General features: G+C 74.8%; 13 protein-coding genes and 2 pseudogenes. 8 read left to right on the forward strand and 7 right to left on the reverse strand.

What is annotated here, in order from left to right; all coding sequences use genetic code 11:
• Positions 1-30 precede the first annotated feature (30 nt).
• The 4 genes from QFZ64_RS10030 to QFZ64_RS10045 all read right to left on the reverse strand — a co-directional run bounded on the left by QFZ64_RS10030 (position 31) and on the right by QFZ64_RS10045 (position 3431).
• Positions 31-714, reverse strand: a complete 684-nt coding sequence (locus tag QFZ64_RS10030; protein ID WP_307064532.1) for a response regulator transcription factor — start codon at positions 712-714, stop codon at positions 31-33.
• Positions 711-1946 (reverse strand): sensor histidine kinase, encoded by a 1236-nt coding sequence (locus tag QFZ64_RS10035; protein ID WP_373430578.1) that lies wholly within the window; start codon positions 1944-1946, stop codon positions 711-713. Before QFZ64_RS10035 ends, QFZ64_RS10030 begins: the two co-directional genes overlap by 4 nt.
• Before the next feature lie 324 nt (positions 1947-2270).
• A complete protein-coding gene (locus QFZ64_RS10040) occupies positions 2271-2549 on the reverse strand; it encodes a hypothetical protein (RefSeq protein ID WP_307064533.1) in 279 nt (92 codons plus the stop codon).
• Positions 2550-2624: 75 nt separating this feature from the next.
• Positions 2625-3431 carry a PspA/IM30 family protein gene (locus QFZ64_RS10045; RefSeq protein ID WP_307064534.1) on the reverse strand — a complete coding sequence of 269 codons (807 nt, stop codon included), beginning with the start codon at positions 3429-3431 and terminating at the stop codon, positions 2625-2627.
• A 286-nt stretch (positions 3432-3717) separates the two neighbouring features.
• Between QFZ64_RS10045 and QFZ64_RS10050 the strand changes: the two genes are divergently transcribed.
• The 3 genes from QFZ64_RS10050 to QFZ64_RS10060 all read left to right on the forward strand — a co-directional run bounded on the left by QFZ64_RS10050 (position 3718) and on the right by QFZ64_RS10060 (position 6551).
• The gene (locus tag QFZ64_RS10050) at positions 3718-4347 is read left to right on the forward strand and encodes a DUF3043 domain-containing protein (protein WP_307064535.1); all 630 of its coding nucleotides are present in this window, start codon (positions 3718-3720) and stop codon (positions 4345-4347) included.
• A gap of 83 nt (positions 4348-4430) precedes the next feature.
• Positions 4431-5144 carry a bifunctional 2-polyprenyl-6-hydroxyphenol methylase/3-demethylubiquinol 3-O-methyltransferase UbiG gene (locus tag QFZ64_RS10055; protein ID WP_307071637.1) on the forward strand — a complete coding sequence of 238 codons (714 nt, stop codon included), beginning with the start codon at positions 4431-4433 and terminating at the stop codon, positions 5142-5144.
• A 318-nt stretch (positions 5145-5462) separates the two neighbouring features.
• The gene (locus tag QFZ64_RS10060) at positions 5463-6551 is read left to right on the forward strand and encodes a S1C family serine protease (protein ID WP_307064536.1); all 1089 of its coding nucleotides are present in this window, start codon (positions 5463-5465) and stop codon (positions 6549-6551) included.
• Positions 6552-6596: 45 nt separating this feature from the next.
• Here the strand turns inward: QFZ64_RS10060 and QFZ64_RS10065 are convergent, their stop codons facing one another.
• Positions 6597-6887, reverse strand: a complete 291-nt coding sequence (locus tag QFZ64_RS10065) for a hypothetical protein (protein WP_307064537.1) — start codon at positions 6885-6887, stop codon at positions 6597-6599.
• 125 nt (positions 6888-7012) lie between these two features.
• On the opposite strand from QFZ64_RS10065, the gene QFZ64_RS10070 reads away from it, so the two are divergent.
• Entirely contained in the window at positions 7013-8218 is a 1206-nt protein-coding gene (locus QFZ64_RS10070; protein ID WP_307064538.1) for a bifunctional adenosylcobinamide kinase/adenosylcobinamide-phosphate guanylyltransferase, read from the forward strand.
• A gap of 33 nt (positions 8219-8251) precedes the next feature.
• Here the strand turns inward: QFZ64_RS10070 and cobT are convergent, their stop codons facing one another.
• Complete coding sequence (gene cobT, locus QFZ64_RS10075) at positions 8252-9310, reverse strand: nicotinate-nucleotide--dimethylbenzimidazole phosphoribosyltransferase (RefSeq protein WP_307064539.1); 1059 nt, start codon at positions 9308-9310, stop codon at positions 8252-8254.
• A 160-nt stretch (positions 9311-9470) separates the two neighbouring features.
• On the opposite strand from cobT, the gene QFZ64_RS10080 reads away from it, so the two are divergent.
• The gene (locus tag QFZ64_RS10080; protein ID WP_307064540.1) at positions 9471-10553 is read left to right on the forward strand and encodes a methyltransferase domain-containing protein; all 1083 of its coding nucleotides are present in this window, start codon (positions 9471-9473) and stop codon (positions 10551-10553) included.
• A gap of 58 nt (positions 10554-10611) precedes the next feature.
• A pseudogene (locus QFZ64_RS10085) lies at positions 10612-12505 on the forward strand (phosphatidylglycerol lysyltransferase domain-containing protein).
• 38 nt (positions 12506-12543) lie between these two features.
• On the opposite strand, the gene QFZ64_RS10090 reads toward QFZ64_RS10085, so the two are convergent.
• On the reverse strand, positions 12544-13314 hold the full coding sequence (locus tag QFZ64_RS10090) for a hypothetical protein (RefSeq protein WP_307064541.1): 771 nt from the start codon (positions 13312-13314) through the stop codon (positions 12544-12546).
• Between the two features lie 81 nt (positions 13315-13395).
• On the opposite strand from QFZ64_RS10090, the gene QFZ64_RS10095 reads away from it, so the two are divergent.
• Both QFZ64_RS10095 and QFZ64_RS10100 read left to right on the forward strand, forming a co-directional pair.
• Positions 13396-14181: an adenosylcobinamide-GDP ribazoletransferase gene (locus QFZ64_RS10095; RefSeq protein WP_307064542.1), complete on the forward strand. Its 786-nt coding sequence runs from the start codon at positions 13396-13398 to the stop codon at positions 14179-14181.
• Positions 14182-14588: 407 nt separating this feature from the next.
• Positions 14589-16128 (forward strand): annotated as a pseudogene (locus QFZ64_RS10100) (leucyl aminopeptidase).
• Positions 16129-16285 lie beyond the last annotated feature (157 nt).

A 16285-nucleotide genomic window follows, 5' to 3' on the forward strand; every position in this document is an offset into this window, starting at 1 on the left:
GCGGCCCGCGTAGCGAGCCCTGGGGCCTGGTCAGTCCGTTCGCGGGCGGACCAGGCCCGACTCGTAGGCGATGAAGACCAGTTGGGCGCGGTCCCGGGCGCCGAGCTTGCTCATGGCGCGGTTGACGTGGGTCTTCACCGTCAGCGGGCTGACCTCCAGCCGCTCGGCGATCTCGTCGTTGGAGTGGCCGCCGGCGACCTGGACGAGTACCTCGCGCTCGCGCCCGGTGAGCGCGGCCAGCCGTTCCGCGTGCACCCGGTCGCGGCCGTCGTCGTCCGCGTCGCCCTGCGCCAGGAACCGGGCGATCAGCCCCTTGGTGGCGGCCGGCGACAGCAGCGCCTCGCCCCCGGCGGCGATCCGGATGGCGCTCAGCAGTTCCTCCGGCTCCGAGCCCTTGCCCAGGAAGCCGGAGGCGCCGGCCCGCAGGGACTGCACCACGTACTCGTCGACCTCGAACGTCGTCAGCATCACCACCCGGACATCGGCGAGTTCGGGGTCCGCGCTGATCAGCCTGGTGGCGGCGAGGCCGTCGGTACCGGGCATGCGAATGTCCATGAGGACGACGTCGGCGGACCGTTCGCGGGTCAGGCGCACCGCCTCCTCGCCCTCCGAGGCCTCCCCGACGACCTCCATGTCCGGCTCGGAGTCGACGAGCACGCGGAACGCGCTCCGCAGCAGTGCCTGGTCGTCGGCGAGCAGCACGCGGATCGTCATGGGCTGTCCTTCGTGGTGGCGGCGCGGCGGTCGAGCGGCAGGATCGCATGGACGCGGAAGCCGCCCCCGTACCGGGGCCCCGCGGTGAGGGTCCCGGCCAGGGCGGTGACCCGCTCGCGCATGCCGAGCAGGCCGTGCCCGCCGCCGTCCTCGGGGCCGTCGTCGCCGCCGGCCCCGTCGTCGAGGACGGTGATCTCCACGTGCGGTCCCACGCGGACGACGCTGACCTCGGCCTTGGCGCCGTCTCCCGCGTGTTTCTGCACGTTGGTGAGGGCTTCCTGGATGACGCGGTAGGCGGCGAGGTCGACGGCGGCGGGCAGGATCGTGCCGTGGTCGGCGCGGGCGACCTGAACGGGCAGGCCCGCGTGCCGGAAGGTGTCGGCCAGTTCGTCGAGCCGGGCCAGCCCGGGCGCGGGTTCGGTGGGGGCCTCCGGGTCGCCGGACTGGCGCAGCAGGCCGACGGTGGCGCGCAGTTCGTTCAGCGCCGAGCGGCTGGCCTCCCGTACGTGGGCGAGGGCCTCCTTGGCCTGGTCGGGCCGCTTGTCCATGACGTGCGCGGCGACCCCGGCCTGGACGTTGACCAGGGCGATGTGGTGGGCGACGACGTCGTGCAAGTCCCGGGCGATGCGCAGCCGCTCCTCGGCGACGCGGCGCCGGGCCTCCTCCTCGCGGGTGCGTTCGGCGCGTTCGGCGCGTTCGCGGATGGCGTGCACGAAGGCGCGCCGGCTGCGGACGGCGTCCCCGGCCGCCGCGGCCATGCCGGTCCAGGCGAACAGGGCGAGGTTCTCCTGGGTGTACCAGGGCAGCGGGCCGGTGAGCATCGCGGTGGCGGTCAGCACGGTCATCGTCAGCACGCCGACCCGCCGGGTGGTGGGGCGGTCGGTGGCGGCGGCGACGGTGAACAGCGCGACGACGGCGGCCATCGGGACGGGGGCGCGGGGGTCGCCGGTGATCAGCTCGACGAGGGAGAGGCCGGTGGTGACGGCCAGTACGGCGAGGGGGGCGACCCGGCGCAGCACCAGCGCGGCGGCGGCCGGCAGCATCAGGGCGAGGCTGAGGACGGTGGGGCCGCGCAACACCCAGCTGACGCCGTTCGTGCCGTGCGGGTCGACGAACGACCCCGCGACCATGCAGACGAAGACGCCGACGGCGAGCCCCGCGTCGAACGTGAGGGGATGACTCGCCAGCCAGCACCGCAACTGCGACAGGTTGTCCACGGCCGGATTGCCCACGGCCCAACGGTACGGTGCGCCGCGCGGGGAGCGCCCCGGCGGGGCGCACCGTTCCTGACCAGGCGGCGACTCGTCGCCGCCGCCGGCGGGCACAGGCCGCCGCAGCAGTCCGTCGTAGCCGGCCGGGGAGCAGGCCGCTGGGGTCTTTCGTTCGGATCAGGCCGGCTGGGAGGCGCGGTGCGTCTTCGACCGACCCGAGCGGGGTCCGGTGCGTGCGGCGGCAAGGCGGAGGAGGACGCCAGGGCGGAGCCCCGGCAACCGACGACAACGCCGCAGAGGCACGTGCCAAACCCCGCGACGCCGGAATGATCCGAACGAGAGGCCCTAGCCGGGGAGCAGGCCGTCGTCCGCCAGCATCTCCCGGACCTCCTCCACGGTCGCCTCCGGCGACGGCAGGATCAGGTCGGAGGGCTCCAGCGAATCGGCCGGCAGCGGCTCCCCGAGGGTGCGTACGGCGTCCAGCAGGGCCGTCAGGGTGCGCCGGAACCCCGCCTCGTCGCCACCCTCGACCTCCGCCAGCAGGTCGTCGTCCAGCTTGTCGAGCTCGGTGAGGCGGGAGTCCTCCAGCCTCACCTGCCCCTCCCCCATGATCCGTACGATCATGTCGCCCTCCTCAGGCGCGCGTGGGACCGGATCGGGCCGCACCGGCCCTGACCGCATTGTGGGCGATGCCCGCCGTCACTGCTTGTCGAAGCGCGGGGTGTCCTTGGACTGGGGCTGTGCCTGGGGCTGTGCCTGGTCCTGTCCGTCGCCGCCCTCGATCGCCTGCCGCTGCTCGGCGGGGCCCGCCAGCTCGGCCTTCATGCGCTGCAGCTCCAGCTCCACGTCCGTGCCGCCGGAGAGGCGGTCCAGCTCGGCCTGGATGTCGTCCTTGGCCATGCCGGAGGGGTCGTCCAGGGCGCCGGAGGCGAGGAGTTCGTCGATGGCGCCGGCGCGGGCCTGCATCTGCTGCGTCTTGTCCTCGGCGCGCTGGATGGCCAGGCCGACGTCGCCCATCTCCTCGGAGATGCCGGAGAAGGCCTCGCCGATCCGGGTCTGCGCCTGGGCGGCGGTGTAGGTGGCCTTGATGGTCTCCTTCTTCGTACGGAAGGCGTCCACCTTGGCCTGGAGGCGCTGGGCGGCGAGGGTGAGCTTCTCCTCCTCGCCCTGGAGGGTCTGGTGCTGCGTCTCCAGGTCCGTGACCTGCTGCTGGAGCGCGGCGCGACGGGACAGCGCCTCGCGGGCGAGGTCCTCCCGGCCGAGCGCGAGCGCCTTGCGGCCCTGGTCCTCCAGCTTCCCGGACTGCGACTGGAGCTGGTTGAGCTGGAGCTCCAGGCGCTTGCGCGAGGTCGCCACGTCGGCGACGCCGCGGCGGACCTTCTGCAGCAGCTCCAGCTGCTTCTGATACGAGTAGTCGAGGGTCTCGCGCGGATCCTCGGCCCGGTCAAGGGCCTTGTTCGCCTTCGCGCGGAAGATCATCCCCATACGCTTCATGACACCGCTCATGGGCTTCGCGCGCCCCCTTCTGACGGACTCCGGCTCCTGCGACTGCGACAGAACCCACAGTACGGGCCCTGCCTCCATTACCGCACTGTTCGGGGACCGATGCGCTCATCCCCAAGGACGACTGCGGACGGCTCCGCTCCCGCCCAGGGAGTAGGTGCTTCCCCGAAACCGCGGGAATCTCCCCGGTCCACCCGAGTACCCCCGGGCGCCACCACCAGAAACCCCCGCATCCCTCCCCCTGCAGACGAATGGTGTTGCGGGATCGTTCCCCACGCGGCTGCGGTCCATGCAGGCGCACCCCGTACCCTTGGGCTTTGTGTTCCGAAGCCGCGCCAAGGACGAGAAGGCCGCCGTCACCGACAAGGTGAGCGCGACCGGCTCCAAGCAGACCCGTGACCCGCAGGCCCCGAAGGGCCGGCCGACCCCCAAGCGCAGCGAGGCCCAGTCGCAGCGCCGCAGCGTCGCGACCACTCCGCTCACGCGCAAGGACGCCTCCCGGCGGCAGCGCGACGAGCGCCGTGCCGCGATGGAACGTCAGCGCCAGGCGCTGGCCAGCGGTGACGAGCGGTACCTCCCCGCGCGCGACAAGGGGCCGGTGCGCAAGTTCGCGCGGGACTACATCGACTCGCGGTTCAGCGTCGCGGAGTTCTTCCTGCCGATGGCCGTGGTCATCCTGGTGCTGAGCCTGGTGCGAGTGGGCTCGCTGCAGAACATCGCGCTGCTGCTGTGGCTGGTCGTGATCGTGCTGATCGTGCTCGACTCGGTCCTCTCCGCGTTCCGTCTGCGCAAGCGGCTCACCGAGCGCTTCCCGGACGCGAACCGGCGGGGCGCAGTGGCCTACGCGCTGATGCGCTCGCTGCAGATGCGGCGGCTGCGGCTGCCCAAGCCCCAGGTCAAGCGCGGAGAGCGGCCCTGACTACGGACGAGTTCTCGGGGGGCGCGGCCGATGCCTGGCTGAACAAGCTGGGCGGGCTGCGGGACATGGTCCGGCAGGAGCTGGTGGCCCGGCAGCTCGACGAGCAGATAGCCGGCCGGTTCCCGGTCGGGAAGCGGCTGCGGGTGCTCGACGTCGGCATGGGCCAGGGCACGCAGGCACTGCGGCTGCTGCGGGCCGGGCACAGGGTGACCGGCCTGGAGCGGGACGCGCGGATGCTCGTCGCGGCGCACGAGGCGCTGGCCGCCGAGCCGGAGGGCGTCCGCGAGCGGATGCGGATCATCGAGGGCGACGGCCGCGACACCGGCGTGCACTTCCTGCCGGGCAGTTTCGACGTGGTGCTGTGCCACGGGGTGCTGATGTACGTCGAGGAGCCGGATCCGCTGGTGGCGGGGCTGGCCCGGATGCTGGCCCCCGGCGGCCTGCTGTCCCTGCTGGTGCGCAACGGCGACGCGCTGGCGATGCGGCCGGGACTGTCCGGCGACTGGCAGACGGCGCTGGCCGCGTTCGACACGACGGCATACACCAATCGGCTGGGCCTGTCGGTGCGCGCCGACCGGCTCGACGCGCTGACGGCGACACTCGCCGGGATCGGCGCGCCGTTGCACGCCTGGTACGGCGTACGGGTCTTCACGGACACCGCGCCGGACGGGACACCGCCCCCGGCGGCCGAGGGCGCGCTCTCCGCGCTGCTGGCCGCGGAGGAACGGGCGGGGCGCACGGACCCGTACCGGCGCGTGGCGGCGCTGCTGCACCTCTGCGGAGTACGGGGCGCCTGAGAGTCCGGGCGGGCGGGGCGCATCGGCGAGCGCGGGTGCGACGTGGCCGGTCGCGCCCCGCGGCGAAGTGGCATAGGGAGCACAGCCCCGCGCCCCCAGAGGCAGGGGGCGCCCCGGCCTTTCAGGAGCGCGGGGAACTGCGCCAGAAGTCCCCGCCCACCCGCAGCCCCCGACGGCACCCCACCCACCCCGAGCTCTCCGGGGTGAAGCAGCGGAGCCCCGCAGGGGGAAGGGCAAGGGCGGCGGGGGCGAGGGAACCCGGGCCCGTTCGGGGGGTCACCTCGGGCCACCGGCACCCGGGGGCCGCAGACTCACCGTATGGACGCTTCCCGCAGCCACGCACTCGCGGCGTGCGCCGCCGTCGCGAGCGCCGCCCTCCTCCTGGGCGCCTGCTCCGACAACGGCACGGCCAACGGCACGGGCGACCGCACCGGCACCACCCCCCGCGCCGCGACGGCCACCCCCGCCACCCGCCCCCTCGCCGCCGACGACCTGCAGGCCGACTACCAGAGGGTCATCAGGGACGTCCTGCCCTCGGTGGTGCAGATCCGGGCGAGCCATGACCTGGGCTCCGGGGTGGTGTACGACGACAAGGGGCACATCGTCACCAACGCGCACGTGGTCGGCGGCGAGAAGACGTTCGCGGTGACCACGGCCAACAGCGAGGGCACCCTCAGCGCGCGGCTGATCTACTCGTACCCCGAGCAGGACCTCGCCGTGATCAAGCTGGACAAGCTGCCGCAGGGGCTGCGGGCGGCCCGCTTCGGCGACTCGACGAAGGTCGCGGTCGGCCGGATCGTGCTGGCGATGGGCTCCCCGCTCGGTCTGTCGTCGAGCGTGACCCAGGGCATCGTGTCGGCGACCGGCCGCACCGTCAGCGAGGGCCGCTCGGACGGTGGCACGGGCGCCACCCTGCCGAACATGCTGCAGACCTCGGCGGCGATCAACCCCGGCAACAGCGGGGGCGCGCTCGTGGACCTCGACGGCCGGGTGATCGGCATTCCCACACTCGCCGCGACCGACCCGGACCTGGGCGGCAGCGCGGCGCCGGGGATCGGGTTCGCGATCCCGTCGTCCATGGTGAAGACCGTCGCCGACCAGATCGTGAAACACGGCAAGGTCACCGACTCCGGCCGGGCGGCCCTCGGCATCACGGCCAGAACCGTGGTCGGCGACGACTACCAGCCGGCCGGGGTCGCGGTCGTGGACGTGACCAAGGGCGGCCCGGCCGACCGGGCGGGGCTCAGGCCCGGTGACGTCATCACCGGACTGGGCGGCACCCGGGTCACCACCCTCACCTCGCTCGCCGAGGCCCTGGCGAGCAGGAAGCCGGGCGACCGCACCGAGGTGACGTACACGAGGGACGGCGGCCACAGGACGGCGCGCGTGACCCTGGGCGAGCAGTGACGCCACCGGCGGGCGGCGGCGCCGCCCCGGCCCCGCCCGTGTCCCCTACTCCTGCGGCTGCCCGGACTCCTGCGGCTGCCCGGGCTCCGGCGACTGCCCGGACTCCTGCGGCTCCTCGGCCGGCCGTGCCTCCTCGGCGTGCAGGCTCATCGGCCCGTAGATCTGCGTGCCGTCCTCGAACAGCCGCACCTGATCGGTGCCGCCCTCGCGCAGCTCCTTGAAGTACTCCCCGATCCAGGACTCGGCATCCCCCTGTGTGGTGAACTCCTCCGGCACGACAGCGGGCTCGACCTCCGCCCCGTCGGCCTTCTCGAACCGCCACGTCCATGCCGCCATGTACGCCTCCAAGGTGTGAGCACACTGCACAGCGGGAGCCGGATCATGGTCCGGCTCCCGCTGCGAAGCCTAGTCGGGCGCGCAAGATCTGCGGGGACCGGTGAAAACAAGTGAAAATCGGGTTCGTGGAACTGACTCTGCTCGGCACCGGCGCCCCCGCGGGCCTGCCCCGTCCCGACTGCCCCTGCGCCGCCTGCGCGACCTCGCTCGGCGCGGACGCGCGCGCGGCGACCGCGCTCCTCGTCGACGACACGCTGCTGCTCGACCTGACGCCGGGCGCGGCCTTCGCGGCGGCCCGCGCGGGGCGCTCCCTGGGCGGCGTACGGCAGGTGCTGCTGTCGCATCCGCACGACGGGCCCGCGGTCGAGGTCCCGGCGGAGCTGCCGCAGCCGGGGCGGGTCCCGGACGGGCGGGAACTGGCGCTGCTGACCGGGCACCGGGTGCGGGCGGTGGCACTGGACGCGCCGGGCACCGGGTACGCGGTGACCGGCCCGGACGGCACCCGGCTGCTGTACCTGCCGCCCGGGGGCGCGCCGGCCGGGCTGGAGAACGGGGCGGGCGGCGAGCCGTACGACATGGTCGTCGCCGATGTGCTGGGACGGCCCGACGCGCTGGCGCGGCTGCGGGCGGTGGGCGCGGCGGGACCGGCGACGGACGTGGTCGCCGCGCACCTCGACCACGACGTGCCGCCGGGCGCCGAGACGCGGCGGCGGCTCGCGGCGGCGGGCGCGCGGGCGGTGCCGGACGGGACGACGTTGACGGTGGGCGTCTACGAGGACGTGCCCGACGTGCCTCGCCGCACGCTGGTGCTGGGGGGCGCCCGGTCGGGGAAGTCCGTGGAGGCGGAGCGGCGGCTGGAGTCCTTCCCCGACGTGCTGTACGTGGCGACGGGGGGCACGCGGGGCGGGGACACCGAGTGGGCGGCGCGGGTGGCCGCACACCGGGAGCGGCGGCCGGGGTCGTGGCGGACGGTGGAGACGTGCGACCTGGTGCCGCTGCTGGGCGAGAGCGGGCCGCCGGTGCTGATCGACTGTCTGTCGCTGTGGCTTACCGACGCGATGGACACGGTGTCCGCGTGGGACGACGCGGAGTGGGGCGGGGGTGGGGAGAAGGCGTTGCGGGCGCGGGTGGGGGAGCTCGCGGAGGCGGTGCGGGGGGCTCGGCGGACGGTGGTCGTCGTGTCCAACGAGGTGGGGTCCGGGATCGTGCCGGCGACGGTGTCGGGGCGGCGGTACCGGGATGAACTGGGGCGGTTGAACGCGGCGGTGGCGGCGGAGTGCGAGACGGTGCTGCTCGTCGTCGCCGGCCAGCCCCTGCCGTTGCGCGGCTGAGGAAGCGCTTGCCCCGCCCCCGCCGCCCGGGGGTCACTCCGGCTGCGCCGGGCGTTCGGGGAGGTCCGCTGCCAGGGACGCGGCGGCACGGACCAGGGGGAGGGCGAGGAGCGCCCCCGCACCCTCGCCCACCGTCACCCCCTGGTCCAGCAGCGGCTCCATCGCCATCCGGTCCAGCGCCTTAGCCTGCCCCGGCTCCCCGCTGCTCTGCCCCGCCAGCCACCAGTCCGGCGCCCGGAACGCGATCCGCTGCCCCACCAGCGCACACGCCGCCGACACCACCCCGTCCAGGATCACCGGCGTCTTGCGCACGGCGCACTGCAGCAGGAAGCCCGTCATCGCCGCGAGGTCCGCCCCGCCGACCGTCGCCAGCAACTGGAGCTGATCCCCCAGCACCGGCCGCGCCCGCCGCAGCGCGTCGCGGATCGCCGCGCACTTGCGCATCCACGCCAGGTCGTCGATGGCCTGCCCGCCCCGCCCGGTCACCACGGACGCGTCGGTCCCGCACAGCGCCGCGACGAGCACGGCCGCCGCGGTCGTCCCGCCGACACTGAGGTCGCCGAGGACGATCAGGTCCGTACCCGCGTCGGCCTCCTCGTCAGCCACCGCCATACCGGCCCGGAACGCCGCCTCGGCCTCCTCCGCGGTGAGCGCGTCCTCGATGTCGATGCGCCCGCTGCCCCGCCGCACCCGGTGCCGTACGACCTCGGCCGGCAGGGACTCGGGGTCGCAGTCCAGGGCCATGTCGATCACCCGTACGGGCACCCCGGCCCCGCGGGCGAGGACCGCCGCCGGGCCGGCCCCGTCCAGTACGTCGCGCACCAGCCGCTCGGCGGTGCCCGCGGGGCGCGCCGAGACCCCGAGCGCGGCGACGCCGTGGTCGCCCGCGAACAGCACCGCGCGCGGCCGCTCGATCGGCCGCACCGGTACCGCGGACTGCGCCGCGGCCAGCCATTCACCCAGCTCGTCCAGTCGGCCCAGGGCCCCGGGGGGCACGGTCCGGCTCTCCCGGTGCGCCTCGGCGTCGCGGCGCACCCCGCCGTCGGGGCGCTCGATCAGGTCGGTGAAGTCGTCGAGATTAAGCGAGCTCATTCGCCGAACAGTACCGGCAGCGGCAGAACCGGTCGGCGCCACATCCGTGCCGCGTCCGCGCCACGTCGGGACCACGTCGTTGCACCGGTGAGCGTGATCCCATACGTTCCGCTTTGCCCGCTTATTCCCCTGTCGGTCTGCCGCCTTCCTGGAGCCGCCCATGTCCCGCAGCACCTCGCAGGCGATCACCGCGCGGCGGACCGTGTGCCTGGGCGAACTCGCCCAGGGCGTCGAGCGGTTCCTCGGCCCGCGGCGCGAGACCTGCCCCTGGTGCGGTTCGGGGCGGCTGCGCACCCGGGTGCGCAGCCCCGACCTGCTGCGCCACCGGCCCGGCAGCTTCACCGTCGACGGCTGCCGGGACTGCGGGCACGCCTTCCAGAACCCCCCGCTGTCCGCCGAGGGGCTCGCCTTCCACCACCGCGACCTCCCCGAAAGCCCCCTGGAGGCCGGGGAGCCGGTGCCCCGGCCGGGGCTCGCGCGGGCGGTCCGGCGACGGCACCGGGCCGCCGCACGGTCGATGCTGGCGTACGGCGAACCGGAGAGCTGGCTCGACGTCGGCACCGGGTACGGGCACTTCCCGGCGGCGGCGCGGGAGTTCTTCCCGTACACCTCCTTCGACGGGCTGGACGCCACGGAACGCGTGGAGCGGGCGCGGGAGGCGGGCCGGGTGGAGGAGGCGCACCGCGGGCAGCTCACCGACCCGCACGTCGTCGCCCGGCTGCGAGGCCGCTACGACGTGGTGAGCATGCTGCACCACCTGCCGCGGGTGCCGGGGCCGCGCGCCGAACTGCGCGCCGCGCTCGCGGTACTGCGGCCCGGCGGCGTCCTGCTGCTCGAACTCCCCGATCCCGCCTGCCTGTTCGCACCGCTGCTGGGGCACTGGTGGGCCCCCTACGACCAGCCGCGGCAACTGCACCTGATGACGGTGCGGAACCTGACGGCGGAGCTGACGGCGCGCGGCTGCGAGGTCCTCGCGGTGGACCGGACGCGGCCGCACGCGCCCGGCGACCTGGCCGCGGCGCTGGCCCTGGCCGTGTCCCGGGCAGCCCCGGCGCCGGACACTCCGTGGCGGCCGGCCCCGCCGTCACCCCCGGCCCGCACGGTGCGCGAGGTGCTCCTCGGCATCGGGGCACCGCTGGTGGCGGCGGGCGCGGCCATCGACCACGCGCTGGCGCCCGCGCTGAGGCGCACACGCTTTGCGAACACTTACCGGATCGTGGCGCAACGCCCCCGGCGATCCTGACGTCTCGCAGGGGGAGCGGGCGAAGTACCGCGGGACGGTGCGGATATGATCCGGTTTCATGGCAGATGCCCGAGTCACAGTGGGACCCGATGACCGTCCGGCGCCCCCGCCCCTCCCGGTCCCACGGCCCGGCCGCCCGGTCCCCCGGCTCCGGTTCCGTCCCGTCTCCCGGCTGCGTACGGCCTGGGGGCGCGGGGGGCCGTGGCGCGGCACCTCGGAACGGCGGGCGGCGCTCGCCCGGCGGGCCGCCGCGTTCGCCGTCCGGTACGTGCGGATCGTCGCATGCGTCAATCTGCTCAGCGCCGTATGGGTCTCCCTCGGCCAGGACGTACGGCGGCACAACCACGCCGACCTGTTCACCCCGTACCTGCTGACCGCCGGTTTCGCCTCCGGGGTCTTCACCCTGTTCCTCGCCGTCACCCTGCGCCGCCGCAAGCGGGCCGCGTGGATCCTCAACCTGGCGCTCGCCGGTCCCTTCCTGGTGCTGCTCGGCCTCGCCATGACCCTGTCCGGGGCCCGCCGCTCCCCGCAGAACTGGGTCTCCCTGGTCCTCACCGCCGCGTTCGTCGGCGCACTGCTGGCCGGCCGCCGCGAGTTCTACGCCAAGGGGGACCGCGCCAACCCCCGGCTCGCCGCGGTCGTCGCGGCCGGCGGGCTGCTCGGCAGCTCGCTGCTGGCCGCGCTGCTGGTGACGGTCACCAACCAGGCGCCGGACGCGGACCGTTCGACCTTCCTCGAACGCTGGCACTACGGCACCCTGCGGCTGATCTCGGTCGCCGCCGACAACGCCCGGTTCCCCGGCGTCGCCACCCCGAACGGGGTCGACGTCGCGATCAACGTGCTCAGTACGGTGCTGCTGCTGGCCGTCGCGCACGCCGCGTTCCGGGCCCGCCGTGCCGTGGACCCGCTCACCGCCGAGGACGAGCAGCGGCTGCGCGCACTGCTGGAGCGGCACGGCGAGCGGGACTCGCTCGGGTACTTCGCGCTGCGCCGGGAGAAGAGCGTGGTGTGGTCGCCGACCGGGAAGGCGGCGGTGGCCTACCGCGTCGTCGGCGGGGTCTCGCTGGCCTCCGGCGATCCGCTCGGGGACCGCGGAGGCGTGGCCGGGCGCCATCGTGCCCTGGCTCGCCGAGGCCCGGGCGCACGGCTGGACCCCGGCGGTGATGGGCGCCGGCGAGGAGGCCGGCACGGTGTACGCGCGGCACGGCATGGACGCGCTCGAACTCGGCGACGAGGCGCTGGTGGAGACCGCCGAGTTCACGCTGGAGGGCCGCGCCATGCGTACCGTCCGCCAGGCGCACAACCGGGTGCGGCGGGCCGGCCACCGGGTGCGCGTCCGCCGCCACGAGGAGATCCCGGCCGACGAGATGGCGTACCTGCTGCGGCGCGCCGACGACTGGCGCGACGGCGCCACCGAGCGCGGTTTCAGCATGGCGCTCGGGCGGCTCGGCGATCCGGCGGACGGGCGGTGCGTGATGGTCGAGTGCGTCGACGCCGACGGGCGGCTGCGGGCGCTGCTGTCGTTCGTGCCGTGGGGGCCGTGCGGGCTCTCCCTGGATCTGATGCGGCGGGCGCGGGACTGCGACAACGGGCTGATCGAGTTCATGGTGATCGAGCTGCTGCGGGCCGCCCCGGGGCTGGGGATCACGCAGGTCTCGCTCAACTTCGCGATGTTCCGTTCGGTCTTCGAGCGCGGCTCGCGCCTCGGCGCCGGGCCGGTGCTGCGGCTGTGGCGTTCGCTGCTGACCTTCTTCTCCCGCTGGTGGCAGATCGAGTCGCTGTACCGGGCCAACGCGAAGTACCGGCCCATCTGGGAGCCGCGCTTCGTCCTCTTCGAGAAGAGCGCGGACCTGCCGCGGATCGCGATCGCGGCGGCCCGCGCGGAGGGCTTCCTGGAGGCCCCGGGACTGCCGAAGTGGCTGCACCGGCGGCACCTGGCGTCCCGGCGCTGAGGCGGGCGCTGACGACGCGTACGTGCGCCCGGCCGGTGTCAGTGGCGGCCGGGGGCGGGGGGTGGCGGGTCCGGTGGGGTCGGGGCACCGGCGATCCAGTCCTGGAAGCGGCGGCGGGGTCCGCTCCAGCGCCGGTCGTGGCGGTAGGCGCGCAGCCGGGCGCGGGCCCGGGCGCGCGGGCGGCGGCGGTAGAAGCGGGTGGCCCAGAACGAGCCGGGGCGGGCCAGCCGGACCGCCCCGACGAGCGCGATCAGCGGCACGATCACCCCGAACAGCGCGAGCCGCGCCTTGCCCTTGCTCAGGGCGAGCAGCGAGAACGCGAAGTTGACGGCGACACTGACGACGACACCGCCGCGGTCCCGCATTTCCTGACCGGTCATGTCGTTGACGCCGAACGGCAGGAACCCGACGAGGACCAGCCCGACCAGGGCCGCCGTCACCACCACGACCTCCACGCTCCGGCGCCCGGCCTCGGTCCAGTAGACGTCGTCCAGGTGCAGGATCAGCGCGAACTCGTCGAGCATCAGGCCCGCGCCGACGCCGAACACCACGGCGAACGCGCCGGAGGCGAAGCCGTGCCTGCCGCTGGCGACGGCGCCGAAGCCGCCGAGGACGGTGAGGACGACGCCGGGCACCACGTGGTGGATGTGCGTGCCGCCCGCGCTGATGTTGCCGAAGGGGCCCTTTCCGGCCCGGATCATGCGGGTGACGACGCGGGTGAGCAGGAAGGTGAGGACGAACGCGCCGAGCGCGAGCAGCAGGGGCAGTTTGCCCGGCTCGACGACGTTACGGACCCACCAATGTCCCATAAGCGCACCTTATTCAGTTATCGGACTTCGTGGCGGCTGCCGGCCGGGCGGCCGTTCACGACCGCCCGGTAACCTGCGCCGGTGTCCACGACCCCGCGCTCGGCCGGCCTCCGCTTCGCCTTCGGCACCCTCACGGTGTTCCCCGTCCGGGTCACCCGGTGGGACAGGGAGGCCGCGCGCGCCGGGATGCTCTGCGCACCGGTCGCCGGGCTGGCCGTGGGGGTGGCGGCCGGGTTCCTCGGGGCGTTGCTGACGCGGCTCGGCGCCGGCGCCCTGCTCGCCGCGGTGGCCGCCGTCGCCGTACCGGCCGTCCTCACCCGGGGCCTGCACCTGGACGGGCTCGCCGACACCGCGGACGGCCTGGGCAGCGGCAGGCCCGCCGCCGAGGCCCTGGACATCATGAAGCGCTCCGACATCGGGCCGTTCGGGGTGATCACCCTGCTGCTGGTGCTGCTCGGGCAGGTCGCCGCGCTCGCCCAGGCGTACGGCGCCTCGTGGCAGCGGGGGCTGGTCGCGGCGGCGGTGTCGGGGGTGGCGGCCCGGCTCGCCCTCACCCTGGCCGCGCGGCGGGGCGTGCCGGCGGCCCGCCCGGAGGGGCTGGGCGCGGCGGTCGCGGGGACGGTGCCGAGGGGGGCGGCGCTGGCGGTGGGCGCCGCCGCGACCGTGCTGGCCGTCGCGGCCGGGGCCGCGCTGGGCGGCACGTACGACGCCGTCCGGGCGGGGCTGGCGGTGCCGCTCGCCGCCGGTGCGGCCGAGTTGTCGCTGGGGCACTGCGTACGGCGGTTCGGCGGGGTCACGGGGGATGTCTTCGGCGCACTCGCGGAAACGGCGGGGACGGCGGCGCTGCTCGTCCTGTCCCTGGGCTGACCCCCTCGAGGGGCTCCGCCCCTTGCCCCGGAGAGCTCGGACGGACGGGGTCCGTCGGCGAGTGCGGGCCCGTCGTGGTTGCTCGCGCAGTTCCCCGCGGCCCGGATGGCGGGGGCGCGGCCCCGTCTTCCAGGTGCGCGGGGAGCTGCGCGGGAAGTCCCCACCGGCCGTCGGCCGACCACACAGCCCCGGGGTGGAAGGGGCGGAGCCTCTTGCCGGCGTGGGAAGGGCAGGGGCGGCGGGGGCGAAACCCTCTCGGCGCGGGGCCTGCGCGTAGGCTCGGGGCGGCGGCACATGACCGGGCCGGTCGGAGCCAGTACGCACCGCGGATCCAGGGTCAGCACCGGGCGGTCGACCCGATCCGTTCGGCCACAGAACACTCAAGACGGAAGCGAGAATTCACCACCGTGACTGCTCTCACTCTCAGCACCGCCACCGCGTCCGGCCTCCGCGCCGACGCCCTGCGTGGTCGGTGTCGCGAAGGGCGCCGAAGGCCCGGTCGTCGCACCGGGCGCCGAGGCCGTCGACACGGCGTACGACGGCACACTCGCCACCGTGCTCGAAACCCTCGGTGCCTGTGGCGCCGAGGGCGAGGTGACGAAGCTGCCGGCACCCTCCGGCTTCAAGGCCCCCGTCGTCGTGGCCGTCGGCCTGGGCGCCGAGCCCGAGGAGGACGCCTCGTACTCCGCGGAGACCCTGCGCCGCGCCGCCGGCACCGCCGCCCGCGCACTCGCCGGCTCCCGCAAGGCCGCCTTCGCACTCCCCGTCGCCGACGCCGCCGACCTGGGCGCCGTCGCCGAGGGCGTACTGCTCGGCGCGTACGCCTTCGACGCGTACAAGGAGAACGGCCGCACCGGCAAGGACGCCAAGAACGGCAAGGCCCCCCTCGCCGAGGCCGCCCTGCTCGGCGGCAAGCCCCGCGACACCGCCCACAAGGCGGCGCTCGCCCGCGCCACCGCCGTCGCCGAGGAGCTCAACCGCGCCCGCGACCTCGTCAACACCCCGCCCAACGACCTCACCCCGCAGGGGTTCGCCGCGCTCGCGCAGGCCGCCGCCAAGGAGCACGGTCTCAAGATCCAGGTCCTCGACGAGAAAGCGCTCGCCAAGGGCGGCTACGGCGGCATCCTGGGTGTCGGCGTCGGCTCCGCCACCCCGCCGCGCCTGGTGAAACTGTCGTACACCCCGGCCAAGGGCGCCCGGTCGGCCAAGCACCTCGCCTTCGTCGGCAAGGGCATCACCTACGACTCGGGCGGCATCTCCCTGAAGCCGGCCGGCCACAACGAGACGATGAAGTGCGACATGGCCGGTGCCGCCGCCGTGTTCGCCGCGGTCGTCACCGCCGCGCGGCTCGGCCTGGAGGTCGGTGTCACCGGCTGGCTGGCGCTGGCCGAGAACATGCCCTCCGGTTCCGCCACCCGCCCGGGTGACGTGCTGCGCATGTTCAGCGGCAAGACGGTCGAAGTCCTCAACACCGACGCCGAGGGCCGGCTGGTCCTCGCCGACGCGCTGTGGGCCGCCTCGCAGGAGAAGCCGGACGCGATCGTCGACGTGGCCACGCTGACCGGCGCGATGATGCTGGCGCTCGGCAGCCGCACCTTCGGTGTCATGGGCAACGACGAGGCGTTCCGCACCACGGTGCACGAGGCGGCCGAGGAGGTCGGCGAGCCGGCCTGGCCGATGCCGCTGCCGGAGCACCTGCGCAAGGGGCTGGACTCCCCCACGGCCGACCTCGCCAACATGGGCGAGCGGATGGGCGGAGGTCTGGTGGCCGGCCTGTTCCTGCGCGAGTTCGTGGGCGAGGGGATCACCTGGGCCCACCTGGACATCGCGGGCCCGGCGTTCAACGAGGGCGCGCCCTTCGGCTACACGCCGAAGGGCGGCACGGGCACGGCCGTGCGCACCCTCGTCCGGCTCGCGGAGCTCACGGCGGCGGGCGACCTCGGCTGAGCCTCACCTGTGACGGGGCCCGCGGCCTGCGGGCCCCGTCACAGGTGAGCGTGGGACGTCTCACTCCCGGCCCCGCGTCTCACCCGGCGGCGACAAGTGCGAAGATGGGGCCTGGCAGGACAGGGCCCCACCCAGGGCCGAAGAACGAGCGGCCGGA

Source organism: Streptomyces sp. B3I8, from assembly GCF_030816915.1.
Lineage (GTDB): Bacteria > Actinomycetota > Actinomycetes > Streptomycetales > Streptomycetaceae > Streptomyces.